Below are 25,420 nucleotides of genomic sequence, written 5' to 3'. Positions count from 1 at the left end.
TGAGGTAAACCTATGAATCAACCAAGCTTTTCAGACTATCGCCTAAGCGAAGATATCCAACGCGCACTAGGCATCATGAAATACGAATCACCGACCGAGGTCCAACAGAAAGTCATCCCGCTCGCACTCGAGCGTCAAGACTTGGTCGTCAAAGCCCAAACCGGGAGTGGTAAGACAGCGGCGTTCGGGATTCCAGTCACGGAACTCATCGAATGGGAAGAAAACAAGCCGCAAGTGCTGATTCTCACACCGACGCGCGAACTCGCCGTCCAAGTCCGTGAGGATATGACGAACATCGGTCGTTTCAAACGCATCAAGGCGACTGCCGTTTACGGCAAAGAACCGTTCTCGAAGCAACGTGATGAATTGAAACAGAAGACGCACGTCGTCGTCGGGACACCAGGACGCGTCATGGACCACATCGAACGGGAGACGCTCGTCCTCGATAAAATCGATTATTTGATCATCGATGAGGCCGACGAGATGTTGAACCGCGGTTTCCTCGCTGACGTCGAGGCGATTCTTCAAGAATTGCCGCGCGACCGCGTGACGATGGTGTTCTCAGCGACGTTCCCGAACGACATCGAGCGTTTATGCCAAAAGCACATGAACGAACCAATCCGTGTGGCTATCGAATCGAGCGGTGTCACCGCTTCGACGATCGAACATGGCTTGATTGAAGTGCGCCGCGAAGACAAGCTCGCCGTACTGAAAGATTTGACGGTCGTCGAAAATCCAGACAGCTGCCTCATCTTCTGCCGGACGAAAGAACACGTCGACACGGTGTACAGCGAACTCGATCAAGCCGGTTACTCGTGTGAACGCCTCCACGGTGGCCTCGAGCAAGAAGACCGCTTCGCCGTTATGGAAGGCTTCAAGATGGGTAACTTCCGTTATCTCGTCGCGACCGACGTCGCAGCGCGCGGAATCGATGTCGATAACGTCAACCTCGTCATCAACTATGACGTGCCGATGGAAAAAGAGAGCTACGTGCACCGGACCGGACGCACAGGCCGTGCCGGCAACGCCGGAAAAGCGATCACGCTCGCGACGCCGCATGAAGGCAAGTTCGTTCGCGCCATCGAAGCGTTCATCAAGTTCGACATCCCGGAAATGGATGCACCGACTGAAAGAGAAGTCGCGCGCAACCAAGCCGCTTTCGAAGAGAAGTTGAGCGGACGACGCGTCGTTCGCAACAACAAGACGGCCCGCATCAACCAAGACATCATGAAGCTTCACTTCAGCGGCGGGAAGAAGAAAAAACTCCGCGCCATCGACTTCGTCGGTACAATCGCCAAAATTCCTGGTGTGACGGCAGACGATATCGGTATCATCACAATCAACGACCAAATGACGTACGTCGACATTTTGAACGGCAAAGGCTCACTCGTCCTTCAGGCGATGGAATCGACACCGATTAAAGGTAAAAAGCTAAAAGTTAGTAAAGCCCATAAATAAACAATCCAGGTTTCGGAGAGAATGATCTCTCCGGGCCTTTTTTGTGTTTAACCAACATCATCGAAAGCGCTTTCGGAAACTGTTAAAAAAAATAACGTTGTTGAGAGAACGCTTTCAACAAAATAATACCGATAACTAGTCTTGAATTCAACCTTCCTCACCTGATTGTCATAAAAATAGCTCAGGCGTTGCGCCTGAGCCTTCGTCTTTTCAATGTAGAAAATCCATTTTCCCCTCGATTGTCGAACTATACCCTCGTTGCTCGACTTCACCTTGGTCTGTCACCCTATAATAATATTCGGCATCCGGCTCACTCGAAAACGTCACATATATCGTGTATGGATCCGTGCTCTCGTATCCTTCTGTCCGAAACGGGATCGTCGTAGTGGTGAACGTTTCATTCGGGTACCGTTCTTCGAGTTCGTCTTCAAGGATGACAACGTCCGCCGCGACCCGGCCCTCGATTAAAGACGGACGAATCGCATAAAACACCGCATACGTGATGATGCAGATTACAGCCAACAGACGAATCATCGTCCGCCATTTCCCGCGAAATACATAAGACGCCGCAAAAATCAGCATAACCATAACGGCTGCCATCAAATGTTCAATCAGCTCTATCGGATGCACTCGATGTCCTCCAGTCGGAATTTATTAGTCGAGCAGTTCTTCCGAGATCAGCTTGAATCCTTCGATTTCCGTGTCCTCTTCTAGTTCGATTAACAAGCACCGTTTCCCTTTCACGTTCACTTGTCTCACGTACTTCAAGTCTTGTGGACTGATCGAGATATTGGCGACTTTCGTATTGATTTTAATCGACTTCGATGTGTATTTCGGGACGACACTGCTCGCCTTCATCTCGTATTGTCGGTCGTCGACGACTTGTTGGAACGCCGCCTCGACTTTCTCCGTCGTCACGTCCTCGACGCCGCTCGCTTTCAAGACAACCTCCACAGTGCGGGCGTCAATCATCGGCACGCTCTCTTCCTCGTCCTCGCGTTCTGCTTCGGCGAGAATCATCTGGTTGATTTCATCGTAAACGGTAGCGAGCGTCCCCACGTTCACTTCTTCGCCGATAACGGTTTTGACGACTTCTTCGAACATCGCCTTCTCTTCGACCGCCGTCACAATCTCGGTGCCATTCAAGACGTTCTCGATAAAGCCGAAGTCTGGTTGATGAGCCTTTTGCGCGGCGTACAAGATATGGTTGACGTCGGCCGCGTTGTCCGTGAAGCACGGGAACATAAAGCCGCCGATCGGGGCATCGAGTTTGATGACCGGATTGATGAAGATGTTCGACTTGAACTCCCGCTCGATATAGTCGAACACGAGCGACTGTTTCGGGAGCTCGGTCTGATTGATGCTGCATAGGATGAATCGTGACGTCCATACCTCGTCGCGCATGTCGATCTCCGTCTCCTCGGAATGACGACGCGTCGGCTTATTGTATTTGAAGCGGATGAACGTGACGACCATATCTTTCTCGAACGGCGCCTCCTGGACCATCTTGAGCGCGATCCGCTGCATCATACCGGCCCACTCTTCAATCTCGTCGGTCCGGAGCGCCTCATAGAGCAATGTCTGCGTATGGTCGGTCTGCCCAGCTTCCGGGTGCTGGAACTTCACTTCGAACAGCTTCTCGTCGATTTTGCCACCGAGCACTTTCTTGAAATTGGCGAGGAACAACTCTTGATGCTCCTGCTCGACGAACGGGAACGAGCGTAACTCCTCGTAAAAAATCTCGTTGCTGTCTTGGCGAATATAAATATTATAAATGTCAGCGATTTTGACCGCTTCCGCATTCAATTTGAAATGCTTCCGAATCGCCGCGATGTCTTTTTGATTCATGGCGTACCACTCCTTCGTCCTTTACTACAAACCGCCTTCATTATACCAATAGTTGGTCTCTACGCGTATGTCAGTAGTGCTAAAGCCGGGACGTCTGATGTCATGTATCATGTCCCTGACCTCAAGTTTTATAATCGTTAGATTCATTTTTCGTAAATTTGCGTATTTCTCACTTCCTTGCCATGTATATTCGAGGTGCATCGTGCGTTTACGATGCACCTCGTCCAGTCGTCATACATAATAGGAGGCACAAACATGCTTAAAAAATGCATCAGTTCGTTATTCGCCATCATCTTGGTCATCACAACGCTTCACTTCACGACGCCAACCGCTTCGGCGCTCCCACCAGGTATCCCATCTAAGTCAATGGCGTTATCTAAATTAAACGCCTTGACGGTGAAAAATGAAGGGGCGATGACCGGCTATAGTCGTGACTTGTTCCCCCATTGGAGCAGCCAAGGGAACGGGTGTAACACGCGGCACATCGTCTTGAAACGCGACGCCGACTCGGTCATCGATGAGTGTCCGGTCACCACCGGTAAGTGGTACAGTTACTATGACGGCATCACATTCACATCAGCGTCTGACATCGACATCGATCATGTCGTACCTTTGGCCGAAGCGTGGCGCTCAGGCGCAAGCAGCTGGACGACGACGAAGCGTCAAAGCTTCGCCAATGATTTGAATGGGCCGCAGCTCATCGCCGTCTCGGCCAGCTCGAACCGTTCGAAAGGGGACCAAGACCCGTCGACATGGCAGCCGCCACGTACCGGTGCGCGCTGTGCCTACGCGAAGATGTGGGTCGAGACGAAGAGCCGTTGGGGCCTCAGCCTCCAATCCACAGAAAAGACGGCCTTGCAAACGGCCATCAATGCTTGCATCTATTGAGTTTTGAAAGGAGTTCGCTATGAACCAGCACTCTTCAGTATTTAAAGCCTCCCACGGCGTCATGACCGAGGAAGTCGGCGTCATCAGTGGAGAACTTGAATTACGGACGACATGTCAGGAAGACGGCACGCTCGAGCTCGCCATCACGTACGTCGGGGCGGCCGAGTGGTATACGTTACCGGGGAAAGATTACAAACTGCATGACGTGCGTGACCACGAGGTCGTGCATCGCTTGCTCGTGAACGTCCTCGAGCGCGCATAACAAATGAGCCGACACGGCATCGTGTCGGCTCATTGTTTGTACTTCTCTAATAATGTCTTCGGGATATGGCAGTAATCGTCCGGACATCGCTCAAGCCTGTCTTGATGCTCGTCCGCGCTTCGGATGTAGTTCGTGAGCGGTAATACCTCGACCGCGATTTGCTTCGCATCGCTCCGACTATTGATAAACGTGCGCGCGACTTCCAAGTGGCGCGGGTCGGTACTATAGACGCCGGTCCGATACTTTTCGCCGACATCTTCGCCTTGACGATTGACGCTGTATGGGTCGATGATTTCAAACAAGTACTTCATTAAATCCTTCATCGTGACGATGCTCGAATCGAACGTCGTTTTGACGCATTCGGCGTAGCCGTCATATTTTCCATCGAGCGAATCCGTCGTCCCATTCGCTCGCCCTGCTTCTGTCTCGACGACGCCCGGTAACGTCTTGATGAACGCTTGGACGCCCCAAAGGCAGCCCCCTGCTAAATAAACGGTTTCGATGAGTCTCACTCCTTGTCTGTCAGGTTTAGGAAATCCTCGCTATACTATCGTTATACATGATTATATCCAAAAAGGAGTACCATTTTGAAAACAATCAGACTCGCTCTTCTCCTATCCGCAGCACTCCATGTGATGTACATTATCGCCACGTTCGGGATTGGCTTCATCCGCACGCTGAACTACGAACCCGATATCATCGCCGAGGCGGATAACGTCACCATGTTTCAAAACGAGGTGGCCATTGGGACGACCGGTTCACCCTTCTATTTGGGATTCACGTTCATTGTCCTAACCGTCATTTTGGCGCTCGGACTATTCATAGTTCAACGGATCCGCCAAACTCGTTAAACAGGAAGGGAATCCAGGATAAATTCGCTACACTCGTGATAGAACCTAATTCAGGAGGGATGTCGTTTGAATCTCATTCAGCAAATCAGACAAATCTATGTGCCGGTGCACGACTTGGATCGCGCGGTACGTTTTTATCGGGACACGCTTCAGCTTCCGCTCTTATTCCAGGCAGACAACCTCGCCTTTTTAGAATGTAGCGGTGTGCGGCTCATGCTGTCGCGTCCCGAAAATGAAGATTTTGCGAAAGCGAGCTCTGTGCTATATCTCCAAGTGAACCATCTCACTGAGGCGTATGAACAGCTTTTGGCGAAAGATGTTCAGTTTATCGACGAGCCGCACCTCGTCGCGAAAATGGAGAATCTCGAGACGTGGATGGCTTTTTTCAAGGACTCTGAGGGTAACACGCATGCGTTGATGAGTGAGATTCATACAAAATGATAGGTTGCGGCTGTTCGGTGACCTTTCTTTTATTTTTTGACTAGTTTCTAGTGACTTACTCAATCGTTCCTTTACCATTTTTTAATCTGTTTGAATTACTTCAGCCAACCTCACGACTTGAAGCTCAGTTTTCACTTCATTGATGGAAGAGATTGTTCGCTTCGATCGTTCGGCCATTTCTTCAGGAAGATCTTTTAGACGTTCTCTTGAATCTGCTAGCTCTTTTTCAATTCGATCGTACTTGTCCTGATCAATTTTATTTTCATTCTTTTCTTCTTTCCAAAATTGCAGTGTCTCGATGGCTTTTCCACCCGTCCTTTTCACCTTTTGATAGGAAGAAATTGTATAGTTCGCCGTTACAATGACATTTGTAGATAATTCTAGAGCTTCCCTAGCTTCGATTGTCGAGGTTCGAACGTCCTCAATTTGATAAACGAGTTCCGTATCCAATTCGTGCTCCATTTCTAATAGCAATGCTGGATCATTCTCAGTTTGGTAGGTCTCATATAATTGACTCACCCGTTTACGCGTCTCAGCCATCTCTTGTTTGATACTCGATAAGTGTTCTAGTCGAAATAAAACGTCATCCACTTCATTTAACGTGCTGTTGGCAGAACTTAAATAAGAACTCATTTTACCTAACACCGGACTACTAACCACACTGTTAACTCCTGAAATGACAAGCGTTGCTGAATTGATATGTTCTAAAACGTTACGGACAGGGACCATATTTTCTTTTAACCAATCGACTTGTTGGACGAGTTGGGTTAAATCTTGATTGTATTCTTCTAAATCATTAATGATTTGCGGTACTTCTTTTTCAATGGTTGTGACAGATTCTGCTTGCATATCGTCGACGCGCGATTGCATCTCCGCTTGAGAAATAGACTCGTTCGTATCCCGATTCATATTAAATTGGCTAACAAAGTATCCGACTGTACCAGATACGACTACAGACGAAGCGATTGTGATTGGGATCAAATATCTTTGAAAAAATGATGTTCTTCTTGTCGTTCGTTCTCGTTTCGATTCCATTTTTGGAAAGCTCCTCTGCGCTTAAAAATATGATTTTTTATAAAAAATACCATTTTATGATGATTTTTATCTATATTGTAAATTCGAAACTGATAATCGACAATCCTTTTTAAATTGGACATAAAAAAGATTGGATTATGGTCTTAGTCTCTATTTAAAAATGTCTTCAGGACAAAATAAAAGGTTGATGAGCGTTGGCTCATCAACCTTTTATCAGACCTCATTTATTTATGATAAGGCTCATTCCTGTTGATCCGATACGCTCGATAAATCTGTTCACACAAGACGAGCTTCATCAACTGATGCGGGAACGTCATCTTCGAGAATGAGATCGTATCATCCGAGCGTTTCATGACGTCGTCCGACAAGCCGAGCGAGCCGCCGATGACGAACGCGATTTTGCTCTTGCCGTATGTCGCCAAGTGGTCGAGCTCACGGGCGAACTCTTCGCTCGTCCGTTGCTTGGCGTCGATGGCCAAAGCAATCACATGCGTGTCCGGACTGATTTTCGCTAAAATCCGCTCGCCTTCTTTTTGTTTTACTAGAATCATGTCCGCCTCACTCAAATGCTCGGGCGCTTTCTCGTCCGCGACCTCGATTTCCTGCACTTTCGCATAGGCCGACAAGCGTTTTGTGTACTCGGCAATCCCTAGTTTCAAATACTTCTCTTTTAGTTTGCCGACCGTGATAATTGAAATATTCATCCAATTCTTCCTTTTTCCACAGTTTTTTTGGAGTTATCCATAGGGTTATCCACAGAGTTATCCACAAATCCACATGTTGATAATCATTTTTTGCTTGACACAACATATGTTGCGTCGGCATCGCAGAACTCACATGTCACTTGTCCACTTGTGGATAGTTCTTCTAGCAACGGGTATTCCCCCGTCTCATCGACAATGATATCTAAAGCGATTTCAACATGTTCCTTGCATACTTTTTTTTCCACAATGTTTCCTCCTTAAAAAAGAAGCGTCGCCGCTCCTTTAGGTTGCTTCAGTTAATGTTGCCTCGGTCTTGCCTGCCTTGCCGCGTCGCGTATATTGAATCGTGACCTTATCGCCAACCGTGGCATCACGATACAGCGCGTCCCGCAAATCGACGTAACGTTTGATGTCGCGGTCGCCGATTTTGACGATGACGTCACCGACGCGGAGGCCCGCCTCTTCGGCCGGACTGCCGGGCGTGATCGCCTCGACGAATACCCCGTCTTCGTTGTCAAAACTAATCCCATACTCTTCCCGGACGTTACCCGGTACGGCGATGACTTCTTGAATCGTGACGCCGAGCTGGGCCCGCGTCACTTTGCCATCACGCTCGAGCATATCGATGACCGGCAGCGCGACGTTGACGGGAATCGAGAAGCCGACCCCTTCGACGCTCGCCTCGGCGATTTTCATCGAGTTGATGCCGACGAGCTCGCCGCGGATGTTGATGAGTGCCCCGCCGGAGTTCCCCGGGTTGATGGCGGCATCGGTCTGGATGACCTCGGCATTGTAGTCCATGAGGCCATCACTGTTCGTATCGACCGGCACGGTGCGTTCGACACCACTGACGATACCACGGGTGACCGAGTTTGAAAAGACGCCGAGCGGATTCCCGATCGCCATGACAGTCTCGCCTGCCTGGAGCACGGTCGAGTCCCCGAGCGTGATCGGAGCGACATCGATATTGGCGGGCAGTTCGACCGATGCGACAGCTAAATCGTTGAGCGGGTCCTCGCCGAGAATCGTCGCCGAAGCGACTTGTCCGTCAGAAAACGCGACGTTGATCTCGTCCGCTTCTTCGATGACGTGGAAGTTCGTGACGATATACGCCGTGTTGCCTTCGACCTTATAGATGACACCAGAGCCCGCTCCGGCCTCCCACTGCGAGTCCGAGGTGAACGCCCGCTGGATGTTCGTAATGCTGACGACGGACGTTTTAGCACCCGTCACAGCGCTCGTGATGTCGGATTCCGTGATGGTGACGGCTTGTTCTGTCCGAATCAGTTCATTTGTCACAAAACGAGAGGTTGGGGAATCCCAGAGCATCATCGCCAAAAAGAACAAAGCCGCTCCTAAGAATCCGCCAACCCCTCCGAGTAACAACGGTTTTAAGTTCATTCGCGGCTTATGGCGCACATGTTCTTCTTGTTTCGGGCGCCACTCGCTGCGAGATGGGTACGTCGGTTTTACATCGTTCATTGTATCTGCTTCGTGCTCTAAAGGTTCGACGTCTTGAGGTTCATACTCATGGTGTCTCTCTTCATTCACGACGCGTCCCCCCTTCAAGACAGTGTGTTATCTGTCTTTTCCCAAGTTCGCTTATAAAGAAACGAGCGAAGTGGGGGTCGATGGGTCAGTATCGCACAATTTAATGCGACCGAGGTCGACATCGCGCATCCCGAGTGTTTGGGACACGCTCATTTGAGCGAGTTCTTTCATATTGTTGTCTTTACTGAGGTGGGCCAAATAAATCCGTTTCGTCTGGTCTCCGATGACCTCGCTCATCGCGATGGCCGCGTCTTCGTTCGAGACGTGACCGTAGTCCCCAAGAATCCGTCGTTTGACGCTCCACGGGTACCGTCCCATTTGAAGCATCGAGACGTCATGGTTCGATTCGAAAATAAAATCATCGGCCCCACGGATGACGCCTTTCATCCGATCGGACACATAGCCCGTATCGGTGATGTGGGCGAGGCGTCTGCCGTCATGCGCGAACTGGTAGAACATCGGGTCGGCCGCGTCATGGCTGACGTTAAACGACTCGATTTCGATATCCCCGAACTGTTTAATCTCCCCTACCTCGAAGTGAAACTTCAAGGCCGGGTCGACTTTTCCAATCAACGATTCCATCGCATCCCACGTCTTCGCGTTCGCATAAATCGGTAAGTTATATTTTCGAGCGAGAATCCCGACACCTTTAATATGGTCGGAGTGCTCATGCGTGACGAGCAGTGCATCGATCCCATCAAACGATCGTCCAATCTCAGTGATGCGTTGTTGCATCGCCTTCCCGGTCAATCCGGCATCGACGAGCAATTTCGCCCGTTCCGTCTCAATGTAGAGGGCGTTCCCGGTCGAACCGCTCGCAAGCACACTATAGCGTAAAGTCACTCGATCACTCCTTTCATTCTTCTGAATCAAATTCAACCCGTTCGACGGTCCCATCGATCGCATTGACGAAGTAGACGTCCTCGTCAATCGTGATCGACCAGAGCGGCGGCATGATGATCAAGCTGCCGGAACTGTCGAGCGGCAGGCTATAGAAGCCCGTATTGATGGCCCGCATCTCTTGGTTCGGCTGGAAGTACTTCCGGGCCGCAAGTTGCGAGATCGCCTCGCTCGCCGTCAAGACGAGATCGTCTTGCGACTTCGAGGACAAGTTCGTCAAATGACGTTGTTTATAGTCGCTCACTTCAAGCGCTTCGTTCAATTGAAGTAACAGGAGCGACGGACCGATGTACTGCTCGGTCTCCCCATCGATCTCGGGGTTCGAGAAGATTTTATTGTTCTCATACGTCTGCACGAAGGCGACTTGACGCGTCTCGGCGTCATAGCGCCAGTACGCATACTCGGAACCGAACGGGACATACTCGGAGACGAACGTCGACGCAGTCGTCCGTAAATCGTCTTGATCGAGCGGGACCGGCTGTTTGAGCTCGACTTCGAGTTGCATATTGTCGAGCGTCGTCGCCAGCTGGGCTTCCCGGTTCTTCGTAATCATCGAGGCCGACATCTGTTCCGATGACCCCGTCAAATAACCGATATCCCGACCCATCCGCGGCAACTTCGACGCATCGACGTTTCGTTGGTCCAAGATTTGCGCGATCGACGTATTGTCGTTCGTCACGACCTCTGTCGCCCACGTTTCCGTCAAAAGCTGGAACAACAGGTAGATGTTCAGCGCGAGGAAGGCGAAGAGAAGAATCGTTTTCGCTTTACTCCAATCCACGATACATCATCCTTTCTGTCCAGTCATCCGGTTGATCGAATGGGATCCATCTTCCGGCTTCCCGAACGAACCAGTTCGGGGAGAACGTGACGTAACGGCTCGTGTCTTCATTGTATTCAATCTCATAGCCGAGTCGAATCTCGGTCACGTTTTCAAATCGTCCGGCATTGACGAGCGTATCGACCACATCTTGTCCATCCGCGAGCTGTGTCGTCCCGACCGAGATCAAGCGATCGATCTCGAGATGGTGCCGAGTGATCGACCGGACTTGTGTCCCGTCGTTCTCGACACGCAGCGTCGATAAGTCGACGGCATCGTTGTTGATAAACGCCTCCCGTTGACTGAACACCGGGAAACCCTTCACGTGAAACCGGAACACGGTCGTTTCAAAACCTTTGTTGGCCGGAGTGATCGCATCAAACCGAAGCGACAAACCTTGGCTCTCCGACGTCTCATCGACCCAACCTCCGTGGAAGTTGACGAACTCGACGATCGTGTCGAGTCCGATGACCGACTCCTGTTCCGAACTGTTGCGTGATAAGTTTCGATAACGGCTCGCGTTCAGGTTCGCATCATATTCGGCGACGCTAATCCCGTTCGTTAGTGCGCCCACGGAGCTGGCCGGATCGACTTCCTGCACGTTCGGGTCGCCCGGGAAGAACGTATCGCGCATCCAATCGAGACGGGCCGAGATTTGAATCTGAGATACGTCGTAAGCGAACAGCTCGTTCATCTCCGGTCCGACGACGGGGATGTAGTTGACGCGTTCATCCGTGTACGTGACACGACGCATCGATCGGTCTGAGTCTTTCAAGAACAGACTGTTGACGTCACCTTGGCCGACTTTCGACAAACGCCCTTCCCAAAGTGATTGGTCGCTCATGATCGTGCGGATGCGCCACGTGTCGTCCTCCATGAAGATGAGGGCCCGCTGTGGCACTTTCCCGGACAAGCTGTATGAGCCCGGAAGCATGTAGCTGAGTGTATCCGCATAATACGGCTCCGGTAAAATCAATTCGACGGCCTCATCGACACCCGCATACAAACTCGGGACGTTCTTGACGGCGAGCGGTTTAAATTCGCTCGCCTCGAACGACTCCCGGATGACACGCATAATCTGTTTCGGTGAGTTTTTCGTGGCGAAGACGGCGTTGTTCTCGTGGACGACCGTCTGGGCCGGTACGATGACTTGGCGCGGTTGTCGCTGCAGCGACTCATCCACCGTCGCGACTTGCGTCTCTGACTGGACCGACTGATACTTCGGATGGTAGTCCCAGAGGATGACCGTTTGGACGATGGACGTGACGATCAAGGTGAGCAAGACGAGCGATTTCACTAGTTCTGGCTTCGCCAAGAAGCGTGGTCGTTCCATCAGTCATTCACCTCCACGATCGTATCGAATGGGATGGTGAAGTAAATCGTCGTCCCGCGTCCGAACTCACTCTCGGCCCAAATGTCGCCGCCATGGGCGGAAACGACTTCTTTGGCAATCGACAAACCAAGTCCGGTCCCGCCGATATTGCGGGCCCGAGCCTTATCGACCCGGTAGAACCGTTCAAAGATTTTCTTCAAATTCGATTTCGGAATGCCGACCCCTTCATCTTTAATACCAATGACGAGTCGCTTGGCACGGAGCATCGTCCGGAACGTGATCGTCCCGCCTTCTGGCGAGAACTTGATGGCGTTCGTAATGATGTTGTCGATGACCTGCGTCATCTTATCTTGATCGGCGTGGACGTATACCCGACGTTTCATGAGCTTCCGGCGGAACTGGATCGTCTCGCCTTTCGTCATCTCATGCCGGTCGATGATGTCGTTGAAGAACTGGATAAAATCGAACTTCACTTTTTGCATCGTATACTCTTTGCTGTCCATCTTCGATAGCTGCAACAGATCGTTGACGAGGCGGATCATCCGCTCCGTCTCATTCTGGGTCGTCTCGAGGAAGCGCGGGGCGAGCTCGTCATCCTTATACGCGCCTTCGGCGAGCACTTCGAGGTAACTCCGCATCGTCGTGAGCGGCGTCCGCAACTCGTGGCTGACGTTCGCGACGAACTCACGGCGGTCTTGCTCGACTTGTTCTTGCTCGGTCACATCGTGCAGAACGACGATGAGACCGGTGATTGGTCCGCTATGCTTTTGAATCGGTGAGAAGTAGGCGCGGACGAGGAATAGTTCTTCGTCCGTACTGAGGTCGATCAGTTTTGGCGGCATCGTCCCGTCTTCCGGAATGACGATCTCGTCATCGAATTCGAGTAAGTTCTGTAGGTTCGTCCCCATCGCTTCTTCTTCAGCGAGTCCGATCATATCGCGGGCTTGGTCGTTCATCAAGATGACGCGCAAGGAACGATCCGTCGCGACGACCCCGTCCGACATGTTCTCGAGGACGCTCGTCAAGCGGCGCCGTTCGGCTTCCGTCGTTGCGTTCGCCTCCATCAGTTCATCGGTCAATTCGTTGAAGGCGTAAGCAAGTTGGCCGACCTCGTCGTCGGAATAGACTTTAACTTTCCGCGAGAAATTCCCTTTTCGCATCTCGACGGCTTGACGACGCATATCCGCAATCGGTCGCGTAATCGTCCGTGACAGCAACACCCCAAGGATCGATGTGATGATGAGAGCGATGAGTGTCCCGGTCGCGAGAATCCTCGTCACTTGTTCCATTTGGTTATAGATGGACTGCATCGAGGCCTCGATATAGATCATACCGGTCGTCGTCCCATCGACCTCGGATTTCACCGGGACGGCGACGACACGCATGCGTTCGTTCGAGTCTTCATAGACGAGCGTCTCTTGCGCTCCGCTCGTCGCAAACGATTTTTGAATAAACGAGTTCGCCGTCCGTTGTCCGACGAGACTTTGGTTATTCGGATTCGACGTCGCCCGGACGACACTGTTCGTGTCGATAATCTGGACTTCGCGAATGTCATCAGCTAGCGTCGTGCTCTCCGTAAACTCAGACAGCAGTTGATCCAGTACCTGGTTCAACTGCTGGTCCGAGGTCGAGTCACCGCCGTTCGATGCGATCCCTTCACTGACGTTATAGCTCAGAAGGTTGGCGCGATCGACGAGCGACTGCGAGAAGTTGTTGATGTATTGTCGTTCGAGGGAGCGCACAAAGTACACTCCGATGACTTGCATCGCAACAAGAATGAGCAGCGCATAGATGACGACGAGCTTCCACTGGATAGATTTAAAGAAGTTCGTCCGTTTCATCGTTTAGTCTTCTTCTCCTGCTTTTAAATAGTAACCGACACCACGGCGCGTGATGATATACGTCGGCGTCGATGGGTTGTCTTCGACTTTTTCGCGCAAACGCCGGACCGTCACATCGACCGTGCGGACATCGCCGAAGTAGTCATAGCCCCATACCGTCTGGAGCAAATGCTCACGCGTCATGACTTGCCCGATGTTTTGGGCAAGATAATGGATGAGCTCGAACTCACGGTGTGTCAGTTCGATTTTCTCTTCCCGCTTCGTGACCATGTATGAATCCGGATGAATCGTCAAGTCACCGATGACGATATCATTGGCGTTGGCACCTTTCGTTTCTGGGGCCGGGGCCGTTGCATGACGGCGCATGTTCGCCTTGACGCGGGCCAAGAGCTCGCGCGAGCTGAACGGCTTCGTGACGTAATCGTCAGCACCGAGCTCGAGTCCGAGCACTTTATCGATCTCAGAGTCTTTCGCCGTCAACATGATGATCGGCATATCGTACTTCTTCCGGACTTCACGGCATACTTCCATACCGTCTTTGAGCGGCAACATGATGTCGAGCAAAATCAAATCTGGTTTGACTTCTTCGACTTTCACGAGCGCCTCTTCCCCGTCATAGGCGACGTGGACTTGGTAACCTTCTTTTTCAAGCTTAAACTTCAATATATCTGCGATTGGTTGTTCGTCATCTACCACTAAAATCGTACGATCCATTCAGTGAGTCCTCCTCTTATCGTTAAACGTACATGTCTACATTGTAACTCTTTTTCTATAGGTTAGAAAGCGTGGTCCATTTCCGTGGAAATGAAAAGAGAGCCACGAGGGCTCTCTGTCTTATGCTTTGTAAATATCACGTAAGATGACCGTTTGCTCACGTGCCGGTCCGACCGAGAACGTCAACAATTCGATACCTGTCAACGCTTCGATGCGCTTGACATAGTTCTGCGCGTTCACCGGCAAGTCTTCGAACTTGCGAACGCCTGTGATGTCTTCTGTCCAGCCTGGGAGCTCTTCAAACACCGGTTTGCACTGTTCGAGCACGCGGAAGTTCGGCGGGTACTCGTCGAGGAGCTTGCCTTCGAACTCGTAGGCTGTACAAATCTTGAGCGTCTCAAGACCTGTCAACACGTCAATCGAGTTGAGGCAAAGGTCTGTGATCCCACTGACGCGGCGTGAGTGACGGACGACGACCGAGTCGAACCAACCGACGCGACGCGGACGTCCTGTCGTCGTACCGTACTCTTTTCCGACCTCACGGATCGTGTGACCGATCTCATCGTCAAGCTGGGTCGGGAACGGGCCGTCTCCGACACGTGACGTGTACGCCTTACAGACGCCGACGACGTGATGGATCTTCGATGGTCCGATTCCGGCACCGCTCGATACGCCGCCTGAAGCCGCGTTCGATGATGTGACAAACGGGTACGTTCCATGGTCGATGTCGAGCAACACACCTTGTGCGCCCTCAAATAACACTTTCTGTTCTTCGTCGAGCGCATTGTTCAACACGACCGATGTATCACATACGTACTTGGCGAACTGTTGGCCGTACGCGTAGTATTCTTCGAAGATGTCATCGAATTCAATCGCATCGACTTCATACATCTTCACGAACATGCGGTTTTTAATCGTGAGGACGGTCTTGAGCTTCTCAGCGAACACTTCTTTGTCGAGAAGGTCGGCGATGCGAATCCCGATACGCGCCGCTTTGTCCATGTAGCAAGGACCGATCCCTTTGAGCGTCGTCCCGACTTTGGCGTCGCCTTTCGCGTCCTCTTCGAGCTTGTCTTGCAACTGGTGGTACGGCAAGATGACGTGGGCCCGGTTCGAGATGCGGAGGTTATCCGTACTCACGCCACGCTCGTGCAAGTACGCGAGCTCCGTGACGAGCGATTTCGGATTGACGACCATCCCGTTCCCGATGACACATGTTTTGTCCGAGTAGAAGATCCCCGATGGAATCAAGTGAAGTTTATACTTCGTATCGTTGAAGACGATCGTATGACCAGCGTTGTCTCCCCCTTGATAACGCGCGACGACCTCGGCCTGCTTCGATAAGAAGTCCGTGATTTTCCCTTTACCTTCATCGCCCCACTGCGTTCCCACTACGACTACTGATGACATAATGAATCCTCCTTGTAGATAAACGTTCTATTCAAACCATCCGTAAGTGTACACTTGCTTCTCGCGAAAGTCAACCTAATACCGAACGATATTTTTATGTTGTAACCTTTCGTTCGTTATTGACGCCTCATTTCTTATTCAATGAATGAATTCTTTAAAAATCGAATACGTTTAGGTCCAAAGACCGACAAAAAAGGCGACGTCTCGTGACGTCGCCTTTGGCAGAATCATTCGTCCTACATCGGTGGCGCAAAAGCTTGCGTCTCCATGTTGACGAACTTGTTATATTCTTTTCGGAACGAGAGCTTGACCGTCCCGGTCGGACCATTACGCTGTTTGGCGATGATGATCTCGATCGTGTTGGCGTCTTCACTCTCTTTATCGTAATAGTCGTCCCGGTAGAGGAACGCGACGATATCGGCATCTTGCTCAATCGCCCCGGATTCCCGGATATCTGACATCATCGGCCGCTTGTCTTGACGGCTCTCAACACCACGTGAGAGCTGTGACAAGGCGATGACCGGCACTTGAAGCTCACGCGCGATCGCTTTGAGCGTACGCGAGATTTCCGAGACTTCTTGTTGCCGGTTCTCGCCCGGCTTGCCGTTCCCGACGATGAGCTGCAAGTAGTCAATCATAATCATGCCGAGGCCGTGCTCTTGTTTCAAGCGACGGCATTTGGCTCGAATCTCGTTGACCCGGAGACCCGGCGTATCATCGATATAGATACCGGCTTGTGACAGTGACGACATGGCGAGCGAGAGACGCCCCCAGTCCTCGGCCTCGAGCCGACCCGTCCGCAGACGCTGGGCGTCGATATTGCCTTCCGCACAGAGCATCCGCATGACGAGCTGCTCGGCGCCCATCTCCAAACTGAAGATGGCGACGTTCTCGCCAGTACGGACGGCCACGTTTTGCGAGATGTTGAGGGCGAAAGCCGTCTTCCCGACGGAAGGACGGGCCGCGACGATAATGAGGTCGTTGCGTTGGAAACCGGCCGTCATCTTGTCGAGATCGCTGAACCCGGTCGCGATACCGGTGATTTCGCCACTCGATTGGTGCAGTTTTTCAATCGTCGAGTAGGCGTCCGATAAGACGGAGCCAATCGGATGGAAGCTTGACTGCCCTTTACGTTGCGAGACTTTTAAAATGTTCCGCTCGGCGTCTGACAGGACGGCATCGACCTCATCTTGGCGTTCATAGCCGTCCGAGACGATATTCGTCGCAGTCCGAATCAAGCGGCGGAGTGCCGCCTTTTGATCGACGACGTTCAAATAATACCCGATGTTCCCGATGGCTGGAACCGCCTCGGCGATTTCCGCCAAATAGTTCAATCCACCGATCTCATCGAGAATACCTTGGGCTTGAAGCTCCGAACTGAGCGTGACCAAATCGACGAGTTCGCCCCGGTCATTGATCTTCAGCATCGCCTCAAAGATCCGTTGATGGCTGACACGATAAAAGTCGTCCGGGTCGACCCGTTCCGAGGCCGTGATCAGCCGATCGGAATCGAGAATGACGGCCCCGAGGACAGCTTGTTCCGCTTCGACGCTATGTGGCGGGGTGTTGACTTGAATCGCATCACTCATACGTGTCTACCTCACCTTCACGCTTCTTGAACATGAACGTTTAACATAGCCGTGACGTCGTGGTGCAACTTCACCGGCACTTTCGTGAACCCGAGCGCTTTGATTGGATGTTCGAGCTCGATTTTACGCTTATCGATCTTGTAGCCCATCCCTTTCAACGCTTCACCGATTTGTTTGCTCGTGACCGATCCGAAGACGCGACCGCCCTCACCTGACTTCGTCTTGACGACGATCGTCTCTTTTTCAAGCTTGTCCTTCAACTGCTGGGCTTGTTTCAATTCTGCTTCAGCCGCTTCTTCGGCGCGTCGCTCTTTTGCGGCGAACGCCTTCAAGTTGCCCGGTGTCGCTTCGACCGCCAAGTTCTTTTTAAAGAGTACGTTCTTCGCGTAAGCGTCCGCGACGTCTTTGACGTCACCAGCTTTACCTTGACCTTTAACATCTACTTTTAAAATGACTTTCATTCAGAATCCTCTCCCTCTGTTTCATCTGTCATATAATGATCGATCGCTTCTTGTAATAACGTTTTCGCCTGTTCCCGGCTCACGTTCAATTGTGTCGCCGCATTCGTCAAATGACCGCCCCCGTCCAGCATCTCCATGATGACTTGGACGTTGACATCACCGAGCGAACGGGCACTGATGCCGGTTCGGCCGTCGGGTAAGACGGCGATGACGAACGATGCTTTGACGCCCTCCATATTAAGGAGCTGGTCAGCGGATTGGGCGATCAACACTTGATGGTGCACTTCATCGTCCGAGGCGACGGCGATCGCCATGCCATCGGAATAGATGTCCGTGTTTTCGAGAATATGAGACTGTTCGATATACGAATCGAGGTCTTGCCGCATGAAGTGCTGGACGAGCACGGTGTCTGCCCCTTGAATCCGAAGGAAGGAAGCGGCATCGAACGTCCGCGACCCGGTCCGCAAGGTAAATCCTTTCGTGTCGACCACCATACCCGCAAGGAGCGACGTCGCTTCTAAAATCGATAGCTTGCGCGTCCCGGCCTGATACTCGATCAACTCCGTTACGAGTTCGCACGTCGAGGATGCGTACGGCTCCATATAGACGAGGACCGGATCTTCAATGAACTCTTCACCGCGGCGATGATGGTCGATGACGACGACCCGTTCCGCGCGGTCTAGAATATCCCGCGAGATGACGAGCGACGGCCGGTGCGTATCGACGACGACGAGGAGCGTCTGTTCGTCGATGAGCGGTTGAGCCTCGAACTCGGTCAAAAAACGGCTATACAGCTCTTCGTCGTTTTCGACTTCATTGACGAGACGTTGAATGCCAACGCTCGTCTCGCCGGCCGGGATGACGACGTACGCCTCACGTCCGACAAATTCAGCCAGTTTCATGATGCCGATGGATGCTCCAAGCGAGTCCATATCCGGGTTTTTATGCCCCATGATCAGGACACGGCTCGACTCGCGAATCAAATCGCGCATCGAGTTCGAGATGACGCGGGCGCGAACCCGAGTCCGTTTCTCGGTCGGGTTCGTCTTGCCGCCGAAAAAGCGGACTTTCCCGTTATGACGTTTGACGACGACTTGGTCCCCGCCGCGTCCGAGCCCTAAATCAAGGCTCGATTGCGACAAGTTCCCCAGTTCCGTCAGCGTCGTCTCCCCACAACCGATCCCGATGGAGAGTGTGAGCGGAATTTTATGCTCTTTCGTCGCCTCGCGGACCTCATCGAGAATCGAGAAGCGATTGTTCTCGAGTTCGGAGAGCGTCCGTTCGTTCATCACGAGAAAGAAACGATCGGCTGCCGTTCGACGCATATAGATGTGGTATTTTTGAGCCCATTGGTTCAAGAGGACGGTCACGCGTCGATTGATTTCACTCCGGACCTGTTCATCCACAGCGGTTGACATCTCGTCATAGTTGTCTAAGTATAAGACGCCGATCACCGTCTGCGTTTCCGAGTATTTTTGTTCAATCTCTGCCTCATCCGTCATGTCGAACAAGTAAAGGGTCTGATACTCCTTATTGTAGAGGACCCGATAAACGCGGTCTCCGACTTCGATGGTCGCCTCGTCCTCTTCTTCCTCAATCAACTCGGTGAACGCCGAGTGAATCGAATCGATCGAGATCCCGAGCTCCATCTCGAGCTCAAAGATGAGTCGAGACTGTTCATTGAACCAGCTGATGCGACGAGTTTCGTCAAAGACGAGAATCCCAATCGGCATGCCGGTGAGCGCTTCTTTCCCGACGTCTTCGATTCGATGCGACAAAGAATGGACGTATTGTTCCCAAGCCTTGCGTTCTCGTCGAATCGTCACTTGCTGATAGATGAAAAAAATCAGCGTGCCCACGAACAGGGTGATTGCCGCCACAATGCTGTAGAACGCCAATCCTAACGCGACAAGCAGTCCAATCACATATGGAACGGCGTGACGCGCGTACTGGTTCTTCACTGATGTTATTGCTTCACCACTGTGCATGTGTGCCTCCTAAAATGAGTGGTGTTCCACCCATGATATCTAAATGGTTTCTGCTCTATCATACCATATCCGTCCGTTTCACTTACACTCCTACATCGGCTCGGAAAACAAAAAACGACCTATCCCGAGGGATAAGCCGTGTGTCAAAAATTACTCTGCAACGTATGGAAGCAAAGCCATTTGACGTGAGCGCTTGATAGCGACAGTAAGTGGACGTTGGTATTTCGCTGAAGTACCAGTCACACGACGTGGAAGAATTTTACCACGCTCCGAAACGAAGCGTTTGAGCAATTCTACGTCTTTATAATCGATATGAGTGATGTTGTTCGACGTAAAGAAACATACTTTACGACGACGACGACCTCCTGGACGACGTGCCATGTGAAGACCTCCTTTTTAGTTTAGTTTCGAATCGACGCGATCAAAATGGTAGATCGTCATCCGATAAGTCGATTTTTCCGCCACCCGAGAACGGGTCAGCTTCAAAACCTTTGTTTGAGTTCGAGGACTGAGATGAAGTCGAAGAAGCGGCTGCGCCCCATCCTGATCCACTTGACTCACCACCACCGAAGACATCTCCAGCCGGTGCTGTATCACGTTGCGTTGAAGCACCGCGTGGTTCAAGGAAGCGTACGCTATCGGCTACGACTTCTGCCCGGTAACGACGTTGGCCATCTTGACCTTCGTAACTACTGATTTGAAGGCGACCGTCTACGCCGGCCATGCTGCCTTTTTTCAAATATTGTGCTACGTTCTCTGCTTGTTTGCGCCAAACGACACAATCAATAAAGTCCGCCTCGCGCTTCCCATCTTGTCCAGTGAATGGACGATCGCAAGCGAGAGTGAAGCGAGTTACGGCAATCCCGCTCTGCGTATAACGCATTTCTGGATCGCGTGTCAATCGACCAACTAACACAACTCGGTTAATCATCTCAAAGCTCCCCTTTCGCAATATGAAGCGTTAAGAATTAACGCTCGTCTTTAGTTGTCATTTGACGGACAACGTCATCAGAGATCTTCATGAGACGCTCTGTTTCTTGAATCGCTTTAGGCTCAGCAGTGATGTTGAGAAGAACGTAGTGTCCTTCGCGCATCTTGTTGATTTCGTAAGCGAGACGACGTTTACCCATGTCTGTTGTTTTATCAACAGTACCACCGTTTTCAGTGATGACGTTGTTGAAGCGTTCGATTAAAGCTTTCTTAGCTTCCTCATCAACTGATGGACGGATAATGTAAAGAAGTTCGTATTTACGCATTATCTTTCACCTCCTCTTGGACTAACGGCTCCTACCGGTTGTAGGAGCAAGGAGCAAACAATTGTTTTACTCACGTCATAATATACTATCAAACTTCTGTTCATTTTACAATACGTTTCCGGAAAATGCCTTAAACGTTGAAGCGGAACGTGACAACATCGCCGTCTTGGAAGACGTACTCTTTTCCTTCTGAGCGAAGTTTCCCTTGTTCTTTAACTGCCGTCATGTTGCCGGCAGCTGACAAATCTTCATACGATACGACTTCGGCACGGATGAACCCACGTTCAAAGTCAGAGTGGATGACGCCCGCACATTGTGGAGCTTTCATGCCTTGCTTGAACGTCCAGGCGCGCACTTCTTTCTCACCAGCCGTGAAGTATGTGGCGAGACCGAGCGTCGAGTAGGCGGCACGAATCAATTGATCGAGCCCTGACTCTTCGATGCCGAGGTCTTGCAAGAACTCAAGGCGCTCTTCTGGCTCGAGTTCTGAGATTTCTTCCTCGATGCGAGCACAGATGACGATTACTTTCGCCCCTTCTGTCGCGGCGTGTTCACGAACTGCTTGGACGTAAGGATTTTGGTCCGCGTCAGCCACTTCGTCCTCACTCACGTTCGCGACGTAAAGCATCGGCTTCATCGTGAGCAACTGGAAATGTTTGACGATGGCGAGTTGATCTTCTGTCAATTCAGCAACACGAGCCGGGCGCTCCGATTCGAGGACCGCTTGAACGATTTCCAGTGCTTCGAGCTCTTGAGCTGCGCCTTTGTCTTTCGACTTGACCATTTTTTGGACGCGTGTGATGCGTTTCTCGACCAATTCAAGGTCGGCCAAAATCAATTCGAGGTTGATGGTCGTGATGTCATCGATCGGTGAGACTTTACCCGCGACGTGTGTGATGTTGTCATCTTCAAAGCAACGGACGACTTGGCAAATCGCGTCGACTTCACGGATGTTAGCCAGGAATTTGTTTCCGAGCCCTTCCCCTTTTGACGCACCTTTTACGATTCCGGCGATGTCTGTAAACTCAAATGCGGTCGGTACGGTCTTCTTCGGTTTGACGAGTTCCGTCAACCGGTCAAGACGCGCGTCCGGTACTTCGACGACCCCAACGTTCGGGTCGATCGTGGCGAACGGATAGTTGGCTGCCTCTACACCGGCTTGCGTGATGGCGTTAAATAATGTCGATTTCCCGACGTTCGGTAATCCGACGATTCCTGCTGTTAATCCCACTTGTATTTCCTCCTCATCCGGCTTTCCCGGGAAATGTTGATCCGTCTGTGGAGTGGGTACGTTCAGTACACCACACCGTCACATCCTTCACAATTATAGTTAGTCCTCGATTAAACCGCAACTCACGGTTGTAACATAGAGAAGAACGCCACTTATTCAGCGGCGTTCTCTTGTGGAAGCACTTTTTTCAATCGCTTATCAAAGTCGCGGCGCGGCATGAGTACACTCGCCCCGCAGCCTTGACACTTGATACGAATGTCCATCCCGACCCGAGTCACCTGCCAACGGTTCGTCTGACAGGCGTGTGGTTTCTTCATTTCTACAAAATCGTTCAACTCATACGATTTAGCCTGCATTTTCGGGCGCTCCTTTAGTCGATGTGGTTGGCGGCATCATGACGGTCCGCGGATACGGGATCTCGATTCCGCGCTCATCAAGTCCGGTTTTCAACTCTTTATGCAAAATCCGTCCGGCCGCGAAGTGTTGCGTCGGTGGCACTTCGGCCATGAGACGATAGACGACTTCCGATGGTCCGAGCGACTGGACCCCGGCGAGCGTGATCGGCTCGATGAACAAGTCGTGATACTTCTCTTCGACCGTCTTCGCGATCTCTTTCAACGCCTTCTCGACTTTGCCCATGTCTTCTTCATAGGCGACACCGATATCGACGACCGCGACGCTGTTCTCGAGCGAGTAGTTCGTCACTTGCATGATCTGTCCGTTCGGGATGATCGTCACTTGCCCGTTCAATCCCTTCAACTTCGTCGTCCGAATCCCGACTTCGATGACGGTCCCGTCGACTTGTTGATTCAAATTGACGTAATCCCCGTTCTTGTATTGATTTTCAAAGATGATGAAGGCGCCCGTGATGACGTCTTTCACCAAGTTCTGCGCCCCGAACGAGATGGCGAGACCGGCGACCCCGGCCGATGCGATCAAACCAGCGATGTTGACGCCGAACTGGCCTAGCACCGTCAAAATCATAATCAAGCCAAGGACGTACCGAATCGTGTTTTGAGCCAGTTTTGACAGCGTCTCATTTTGGCGCTGGGCGACGATATTATCTTCTTTGATTTTGCGCAAGGCGAACACGCGCTGCACCATCGACGTCAAAATGCGTGACGCCACATAAAGCGCCAAGATGATGAGCGCGACACCTGTCAATTTAATGCCGAGCCCAATCCACATCTCCGTGTCTTGGAAATAAGCGACGAACCGATTGACGTTATCAATCGTCTCATCGGCCACTGTGCTCAAGTCTGTATCTGTATTTTGTGAAGCCATGTTGTCACCTCTAAAGTTATAGATTCTAACTCATCAAACCATAACTGACGACTTTTCTCAAACCCTACATCCGGACGTTATAAGTTTCGGTGTTCCGGGAATGGGATAATACGGTTTCATTCCGCAATTGCAACTAGACGCAGGCAGCTTAGAAGAGAGGATGAGATTCATGCCGTTTCGCCTAAAACCTCATAAACCATACTCTTTCTTCATCGAACATACCGAACGGAGTGGATCCAAGCTCTTTGCCGATCAACTGCACGACCAGTTGGCGAAAGAGACGCATCGTCCCATCGTCCTCGTGTGTATCGGTTCCGACCGTTCCACGGGGGATTCACTCGGGCCGCTCGTCGGCACCTTCCTTGAAGAACGGTCCGTTCGAAATATCCATGTTTACGGGACGCTGACGAAACCGGTCCATGCCTTGAACCTCGTCGAGACGCTCCACGAGATTCAGACACGGTTCCACCGCCCCCTCATCATTGCAATCGACGCCTGTCTCGGCCGATTGTCGAGTGTCGGGTATATCTTCTTTTCGGAAGGGCCGCTCGCTCCTGGCGCCGGCGTCCAAAAAGAGCTCCCTTCGGTCGGTGAATACAACATCAAAGCTGTCGTCAACGTGAGCGGCTTTATGGAGATGATGATTTTGCAGAACACACGCTTACATCTCGTCTACGAGTTGGCCCGTTTCATCACCGATGGCTTTGCCGAATTCGACTTACGAATCGGACGGCTCCATCAAGAAGAGGCAGCCATTACCCGGCTTCGTCAATCTCGCGACGAATCGAAATCTTGAGGCGATAAAAGCGTCAACAAATGCTCCAAATCGTCTTGCGAGAAATACTTCAGCTCGAGGACGCCCCCTTTTCGACGCGGGCGAATCGATACATCCATTTGAAGACGTTCCGCTAGCACCGCCTCGACGGCTTCGACGTCGGCGTCTGAGCGCTTGAGCGTCTTTTTTTCGATGCGTTCTTTTTGTAAGTAGCGCTCGAGCCGTCGGACCGTCCATTGCTCGGCGATGACGCGACGAGCAATCTGTTCCATCGCCTGAGCCGATTTCATGCCTGTAATGGCGCGGGCGTGGCCCATCGTCAATTCGCCAATCATGACCGCATGCTGGACCGCACTCGGTAACCGGAGCAGTCTGAGGCTGTTCGTCACATGGCTCCGACTCTTCCCGACACGTTCAGCGAGCTGTTGTTGCGTCAGACCGAGTGTCTGCATCAACTGTTCGTAGGCGAGTGCCTCTTCGATTGCGTTCAAGTCGGCGCGTTGAATATTCTCAATCAAGGCCAGCTCCATGACGCGGTCCGAGTCGGCTGTAACAATCAGCGCCGGGATATCCGTCTTGCCGGCTAACTTCGCAGCTTGAAACCGGCGCTCGCCGGCGATGATTTCATAAAATCCACTCGCTTTACGGACGACGATTGGTTGCAACACACCGTAACGCTCAATCGACTGCCTGAGTTCGTCTAACTTTTCCGGCTCAAACTGTTTGCGGGGCTGGTTCGGGTTCGGGCGAATATGATTGATCGGTAATCGTTCCATCCTG

At 51.6% G+C, this 25,420-nt stretch carries 29 protein-coding genes; 6 read left to right on the top strand and 23 right to left on the bottom strand.

From position 1 onward, the window contains the following. Window positions 1-12 precede the first annotated feature (12 nt). Window positions 13-1,458: a DEAD/DEAH box helicase gene (locus AC13H5_RS00420; RefSeq protein ID WP_214824096.1), complete on the top strand. Its 1,446-nt coding sequence runs from the start codon at window positions 13-15 to the stop codon at window positions 1,456-1,458. A gap of 210 nt (window positions 1,459-1,668) precedes the next feature. Here AC13H5_RS00420 and AC13H5_RS00415 read toward each other — a convergent pair whose 3' ends face one another. Both AC13H5_RS00415 and AC13H5_RS00410 read right to left on the bottom strand, forming a co-directional pair. Next, on the bottom strand, window positions 1,669-2,088 hold the full coding sequence (locus AC13H5_RS00415) for a hypothetical protein (RefSeq protein WP_404583739.1): 420 nt from the start codon (window positions 2,086-2,088) through the stop codon (window positions 1,669-1,671). 24 nt (window positions 2,089-2,112) lie between these two features. Continuing rightward, window positions 2,113-3,306 carry a DUF4317 domain-containing protein gene (locus AC13H5_RS00410; protein ID WP_034780348.1) on the bottom strand — a complete coding sequence of 398 codons (1,194 nt, stop codon included), beginning with the start codon at window positions 3,304-3,306 and terminating at the stop codon, window positions 2,113-2,115. A gap of 255 nt (window positions 3,307-3,561) precedes the next feature. Between AC13H5_RS00410 and AC13H5_RS00405 the strand changes: the two genes are divergently transcribed. Both AC13H5_RS00405 and AC13H5_RS00400 read left to right on the top strand, forming a co-directional pair. Further along, a complete protein-coding gene (locus AC13H5_RS00405) occupies window positions 3,562-4,194 on the top strand; it encodes an HNH endonuclease family protein (protein ID WP_483546117.1) in 633 nt (210 codons plus the stop codon). Window positions 4,195-4,213: 19 nt separating this feature from the next. Next, window positions 4,214-4,456, top strand: coding sequence for a hypothetical protein (locus AC13H5_RS00400; protein WP_214754506.1), 243 nt, complete (start codon window positions 4,214-4,216; stop codon window positions 4,454-4,456). A gap of 29 nt (window positions 4,457-4,485) precedes the next feature. Here AC13H5_RS00400 and AC13H5_RS00395 read toward each other — a convergent pair whose 3' ends face one another. Next, window positions 4,486-4,959, bottom strand: a complete 474-nt coding sequence (locus AC13H5_RS00395; RefSeq protein WP_483546538.1) for a peptide-methionine (S)-S-oxide reductase — start codon at window positions 4,957-4,959, stop codon at window positions 4,486-4,488. Between the two features lie 84 nt (window positions 4,960-5,043). On the opposite strand from AC13H5_RS00395, the gene AC13H5_RS00390 reads away from it, so the two are divergent. Beyond that, entirely contained in the window at window positions 5,044-5,307 is a 264-nt protein-coding gene (locus tag AC13H5_RS00390) for a hypothetical protein (RefSeq protein ID WP_214797335.1), read from the top strand. A 66-nt stretch (window positions 5,308-5,373) separates the two neighbouring features. Beyond that, window positions 5,374-5,748 (top strand): VOC family protein, encoded by a 375-nt coding sequence (locus AC13H5_RS00385; protein WP_215190433.1) that lies wholly within the window; start codon window positions 5,374-5,376, stop codon window positions 5,746-5,748. Window positions 5,749-5,829: 81 nt separating this feature from the next. On the opposite strand, the gene AC13H5_RS00380 is transcribed toward AC13H5_RS00385, so the two are convergent. The 19 genes from AC13H5_RS00380 to AC13H5_RS00290 all read right to left on the bottom strand — a co-directional run bounded on the left by AC13H5_RS00380 (window position 5,830) and on the right by AC13H5_RS00290 (window position 23,865). Then, window positions 5,830-6,783, bottom strand: coding sequence for a hypothetical protein (locus AC13H5_RS00380; RefSeq protein ID WP_483546116.1), 954 nt, complete (start codon window positions 6,781-6,783; stop codon window positions 5,830-5,832). Window positions 6,784-7,007: 224 nt separating this feature from the next. Beyond that, window positions 7,008-7,487, bottom strand: coding sequence for a 23S rRNA (pseudouridine(1915)-N(3))-methyltransferase RlmH (gene rlmH, locus AC13H5_RS00375; RefSeq protein WP_214797332.1), 480 nt, complete (start codon window positions 7,485-7,487; stop codon window positions 7,008-7,010). 83 nt (window positions 7,488-7,570) lie between these two features. Beyond that, a complete protein-coding gene (locus tag AC13H5_RS00370) occupies window positions 7,571-7,732 on the bottom strand; it encodes a CxxH/CxxC protein (RefSeq protein ID WP_021067873.1) in 162 nt (53 codons plus the stop codon). A gap of 37 nt (window positions 7,733-7,769) precedes the next feature. Next, window positions 7,770-9,038 carry a S1C family serine protease gene (locus AC13H5_RS00365; protein ID WP_483546115.1) on the bottom strand — a complete coding sequence of 423 codons (1,269 nt, stop codon included), beginning with the start codon at window positions 9,036-9,038 and terminating at the stop codon, window positions 7,770-7,772. A gap of 51 nt (window positions 9,039-9,089) precedes the next feature. After that, a complete protein-coding gene (locus AC13H5_RS00360; protein WP_034780331.1) occupies window positions 9,090-9,881 on the bottom strand; it encodes an MBL fold metallo-hydrolase in 792 nt (263 codons plus the stop codon). A 13-nt stretch (window positions 9,882-9,894) separates the two neighbouring features. Then, window positions 9,895-10,719, bottom strand: a complete 825-nt coding sequence (locus AC13H5_RS00355; RefSeq protein ID WP_483546114.1) for a two-component system regulatory protein YycI — start codon at window positions 10,717-10,719, stop codon at window positions 9,895-9,897. Next, window positions 10,706-12,091 carry a two-component system activity regulator YycH gene (yycH, locus tag AC13H5_RS00350; protein WP_034780327.1) on the bottom strand — a complete coding sequence of 462 codons (1,386 nt, stop codon included), beginning with the start codon at window positions 12,089-12,091 and terminating at the stop codon, window positions 10,706-10,708. The genes AC13H5_RS00355 and yycH overlap by 14 nt, the downstream gene beginning before the upstream one ends. Then, window positions 12,091-13,932 (bottom strand): cell wall metabolism sensor histidine kinase WalK, encoded by a 1,842-nt coding sequence (gene walK / locus AC13H5_RS00345; RefSeq protein WP_034780325.1) that lies wholly within the window; start codon window positions 13,930-13,932, stop codon window positions 12,091-12,093. Before walK ends, yycH begins: the two co-directional genes overlap by 1 nt. Window positions 13,933-13,935: 3 nt before the next feature. Then, the gene (yycF, locus tag AC13H5_RS00340) at window positions 13,936-14,646 is read right to left on the bottom strand and encodes a response regulator YycF (RefSeq protein ID WP_034780323.1); all 711 of its coding nucleotides are present in this window, start codon (window positions 14,644-14,646) and stop codon (window positions 13,936-13,938) included. Between the two features lie 120 nt (window positions 14,647-14,766). Further along, window positions 14,767-16,056 carry an adenylosuccinate synthase gene (locus AC13H5_RS00335; RefSeq protein ID WP_034780322.1) on the bottom strand — a complete coding sequence of 430 codons (1,290 nt, stop codon included), beginning with the start codon at window positions 16,054-16,056 and terminating at the stop codon, window positions 14,767-14,769. 236 nt (window positions 16,057-16,292) lie between these two features. After that, window positions 16,293-17,645, bottom strand: a complete 1,353-nt coding sequence (gene dnaB / locus AC13H5_RS00330; RefSeq protein ID WP_021067865.1) for a replicative DNA helicase — start codon at window positions 17,643-17,645, stop codon at window positions 16,293-16,295. Window positions 17,646-17,662: 17 nt separating this feature from the next. Further along, complete coding sequence (rplI, locus tag AC13H5_RS00325) at window positions 17,663-18,106, bottom strand: 50S ribosomal protein L9 (protein WP_214718796.1); 444 nt, start codon at window positions 18,104-18,106, stop codon at window positions 17,663-17,665. Beyond that, window positions 18,103-20,094 carry a DHH family phosphoesterase gene (locus AC13H5_RS00320; RefSeq protein WP_214755111.1) on the bottom strand — a complete coding sequence of 664 codons (1,992 nt, stop codon included), beginning with the start codon at window positions 20,092-20,094 and terminating at the stop codon, window positions 18,103-18,105. The genes rplI and AC13H5_RS00320 overlap by 4 nt, the downstream gene beginning before the upstream one ends. Window positions 20,095-20,244: 150 nt before the next feature. After that, window positions 20,245-20,475: a 30S ribosomal protein S18 gene (gene rpsR / locus AC13H5_RS00315; protein WP_015880232.1), complete on the bottom strand. Its 231-nt coding sequence runs from the start codon at window positions 20,473-20,475 to the stop codon at window positions 20,245-20,247. 40 nt (window positions 20,476-20,515) lie between these two features. Beyond that, on the bottom strand, window positions 20,516-21,025 hold the full coding sequence (gene ssb, locus AC13H5_RS00310) for a single-stranded DNA-binding protein (RefSeq protein WP_024371077.1): 510 nt from the start codon (window positions 21,023-21,025) through the stop codon (window positions 20,516-20,518). Window positions 21,026-21,062: 37 nt separating this feature from the next. After that, on the bottom strand, window positions 21,063-21,350 hold the full coding sequence (gene rpsF / locus AC13H5_RS00305; protein ID WP_021067861.1) for a 30S ribosomal protein S6: 288 nt from the start codon (window positions 21,348-21,350) through the stop codon (window positions 21,063-21,065). A 130-nt stretch (window positions 21,351-21,480) separates the two neighbouring features. Next, on the bottom strand, window positions 21,481-22,581 hold the full coding sequence (gene ychF, locus AC13H5_RS00300; RefSeq protein WP_483546113.1) for a redox-regulated ATPase YchF: 1,101 nt from the start codon (window positions 22,579-22,581) through the stop codon (window positions 21,481-21,483). A gap of 152 nt (window positions 22,582-22,733) precedes the next feature. After that, a complete protein-coding gene (locus AC13H5_RS00295) occupies window positions 22,734-22,937 on the bottom strand; it encodes a DUF951 domain-containing protein (protein ID WP_034780313.1) in 204 nt (67 codons plus the stop codon). Then, on the bottom strand, window positions 22,927-23,865 hold the full coding sequence (locus AC13H5_RS00290) for a mechanosensitive ion channel family protein (protein ID WP_138860244.1): 939 nt from the start codon (window positions 23,863-23,865) through the stop codon (window positions 22,927-22,929). The genes AC13H5_RS00295 and AC13H5_RS00290 overlap by 11 nt, the downstream gene beginning before the upstream one ends. 169 nt (window positions 23,866-24,034) lie before the next feature. Between AC13H5_RS00290 and yyaC the strand changes: the two genes are divergently transcribed. Then, window positions 24,035-24,661 carry a spore protease YyaC gene (gene yyaC, locus AC13H5_RS00285; RefSeq protein ID WP_034780311.1) on the top strand — a complete coding sequence of 209 codons (627 nt, stop codon included), beginning with the start codon at window positions 24,035-24,037 and terminating at the stop codon, window positions 24,659-24,661. On the opposite strand, the gene AC13H5_RS00280 is transcribed toward yyaC, so the two are convergent. Next, window positions 24,634-25,416 carry a ParB/RepB/Spo0J family partition protein gene (locus tag AC13H5_RS00280; protein WP_215192585.1) on the bottom strand — a complete coding sequence of 261 codons (783 nt, stop codon included), beginning with the start codon at window positions 25,414-25,416 and terminating at the stop codon, window positions 24,634-24,636. The genes yyaC and AC13H5_RS00280 overlap by 28 nt on opposite strands. Between the last annotated feature and the right edge of the window lie 4 nt (window positions 25,417-25,420).

The organism is Exiguobacterium sp. FD-YE-25-4, from assembly GCF_057004685.1.
The sequence above is the reverse complement of the archived record's forward strand: the minus strand, read 5'-3'. Positions and strand labels throughout refer to the sequence as shown.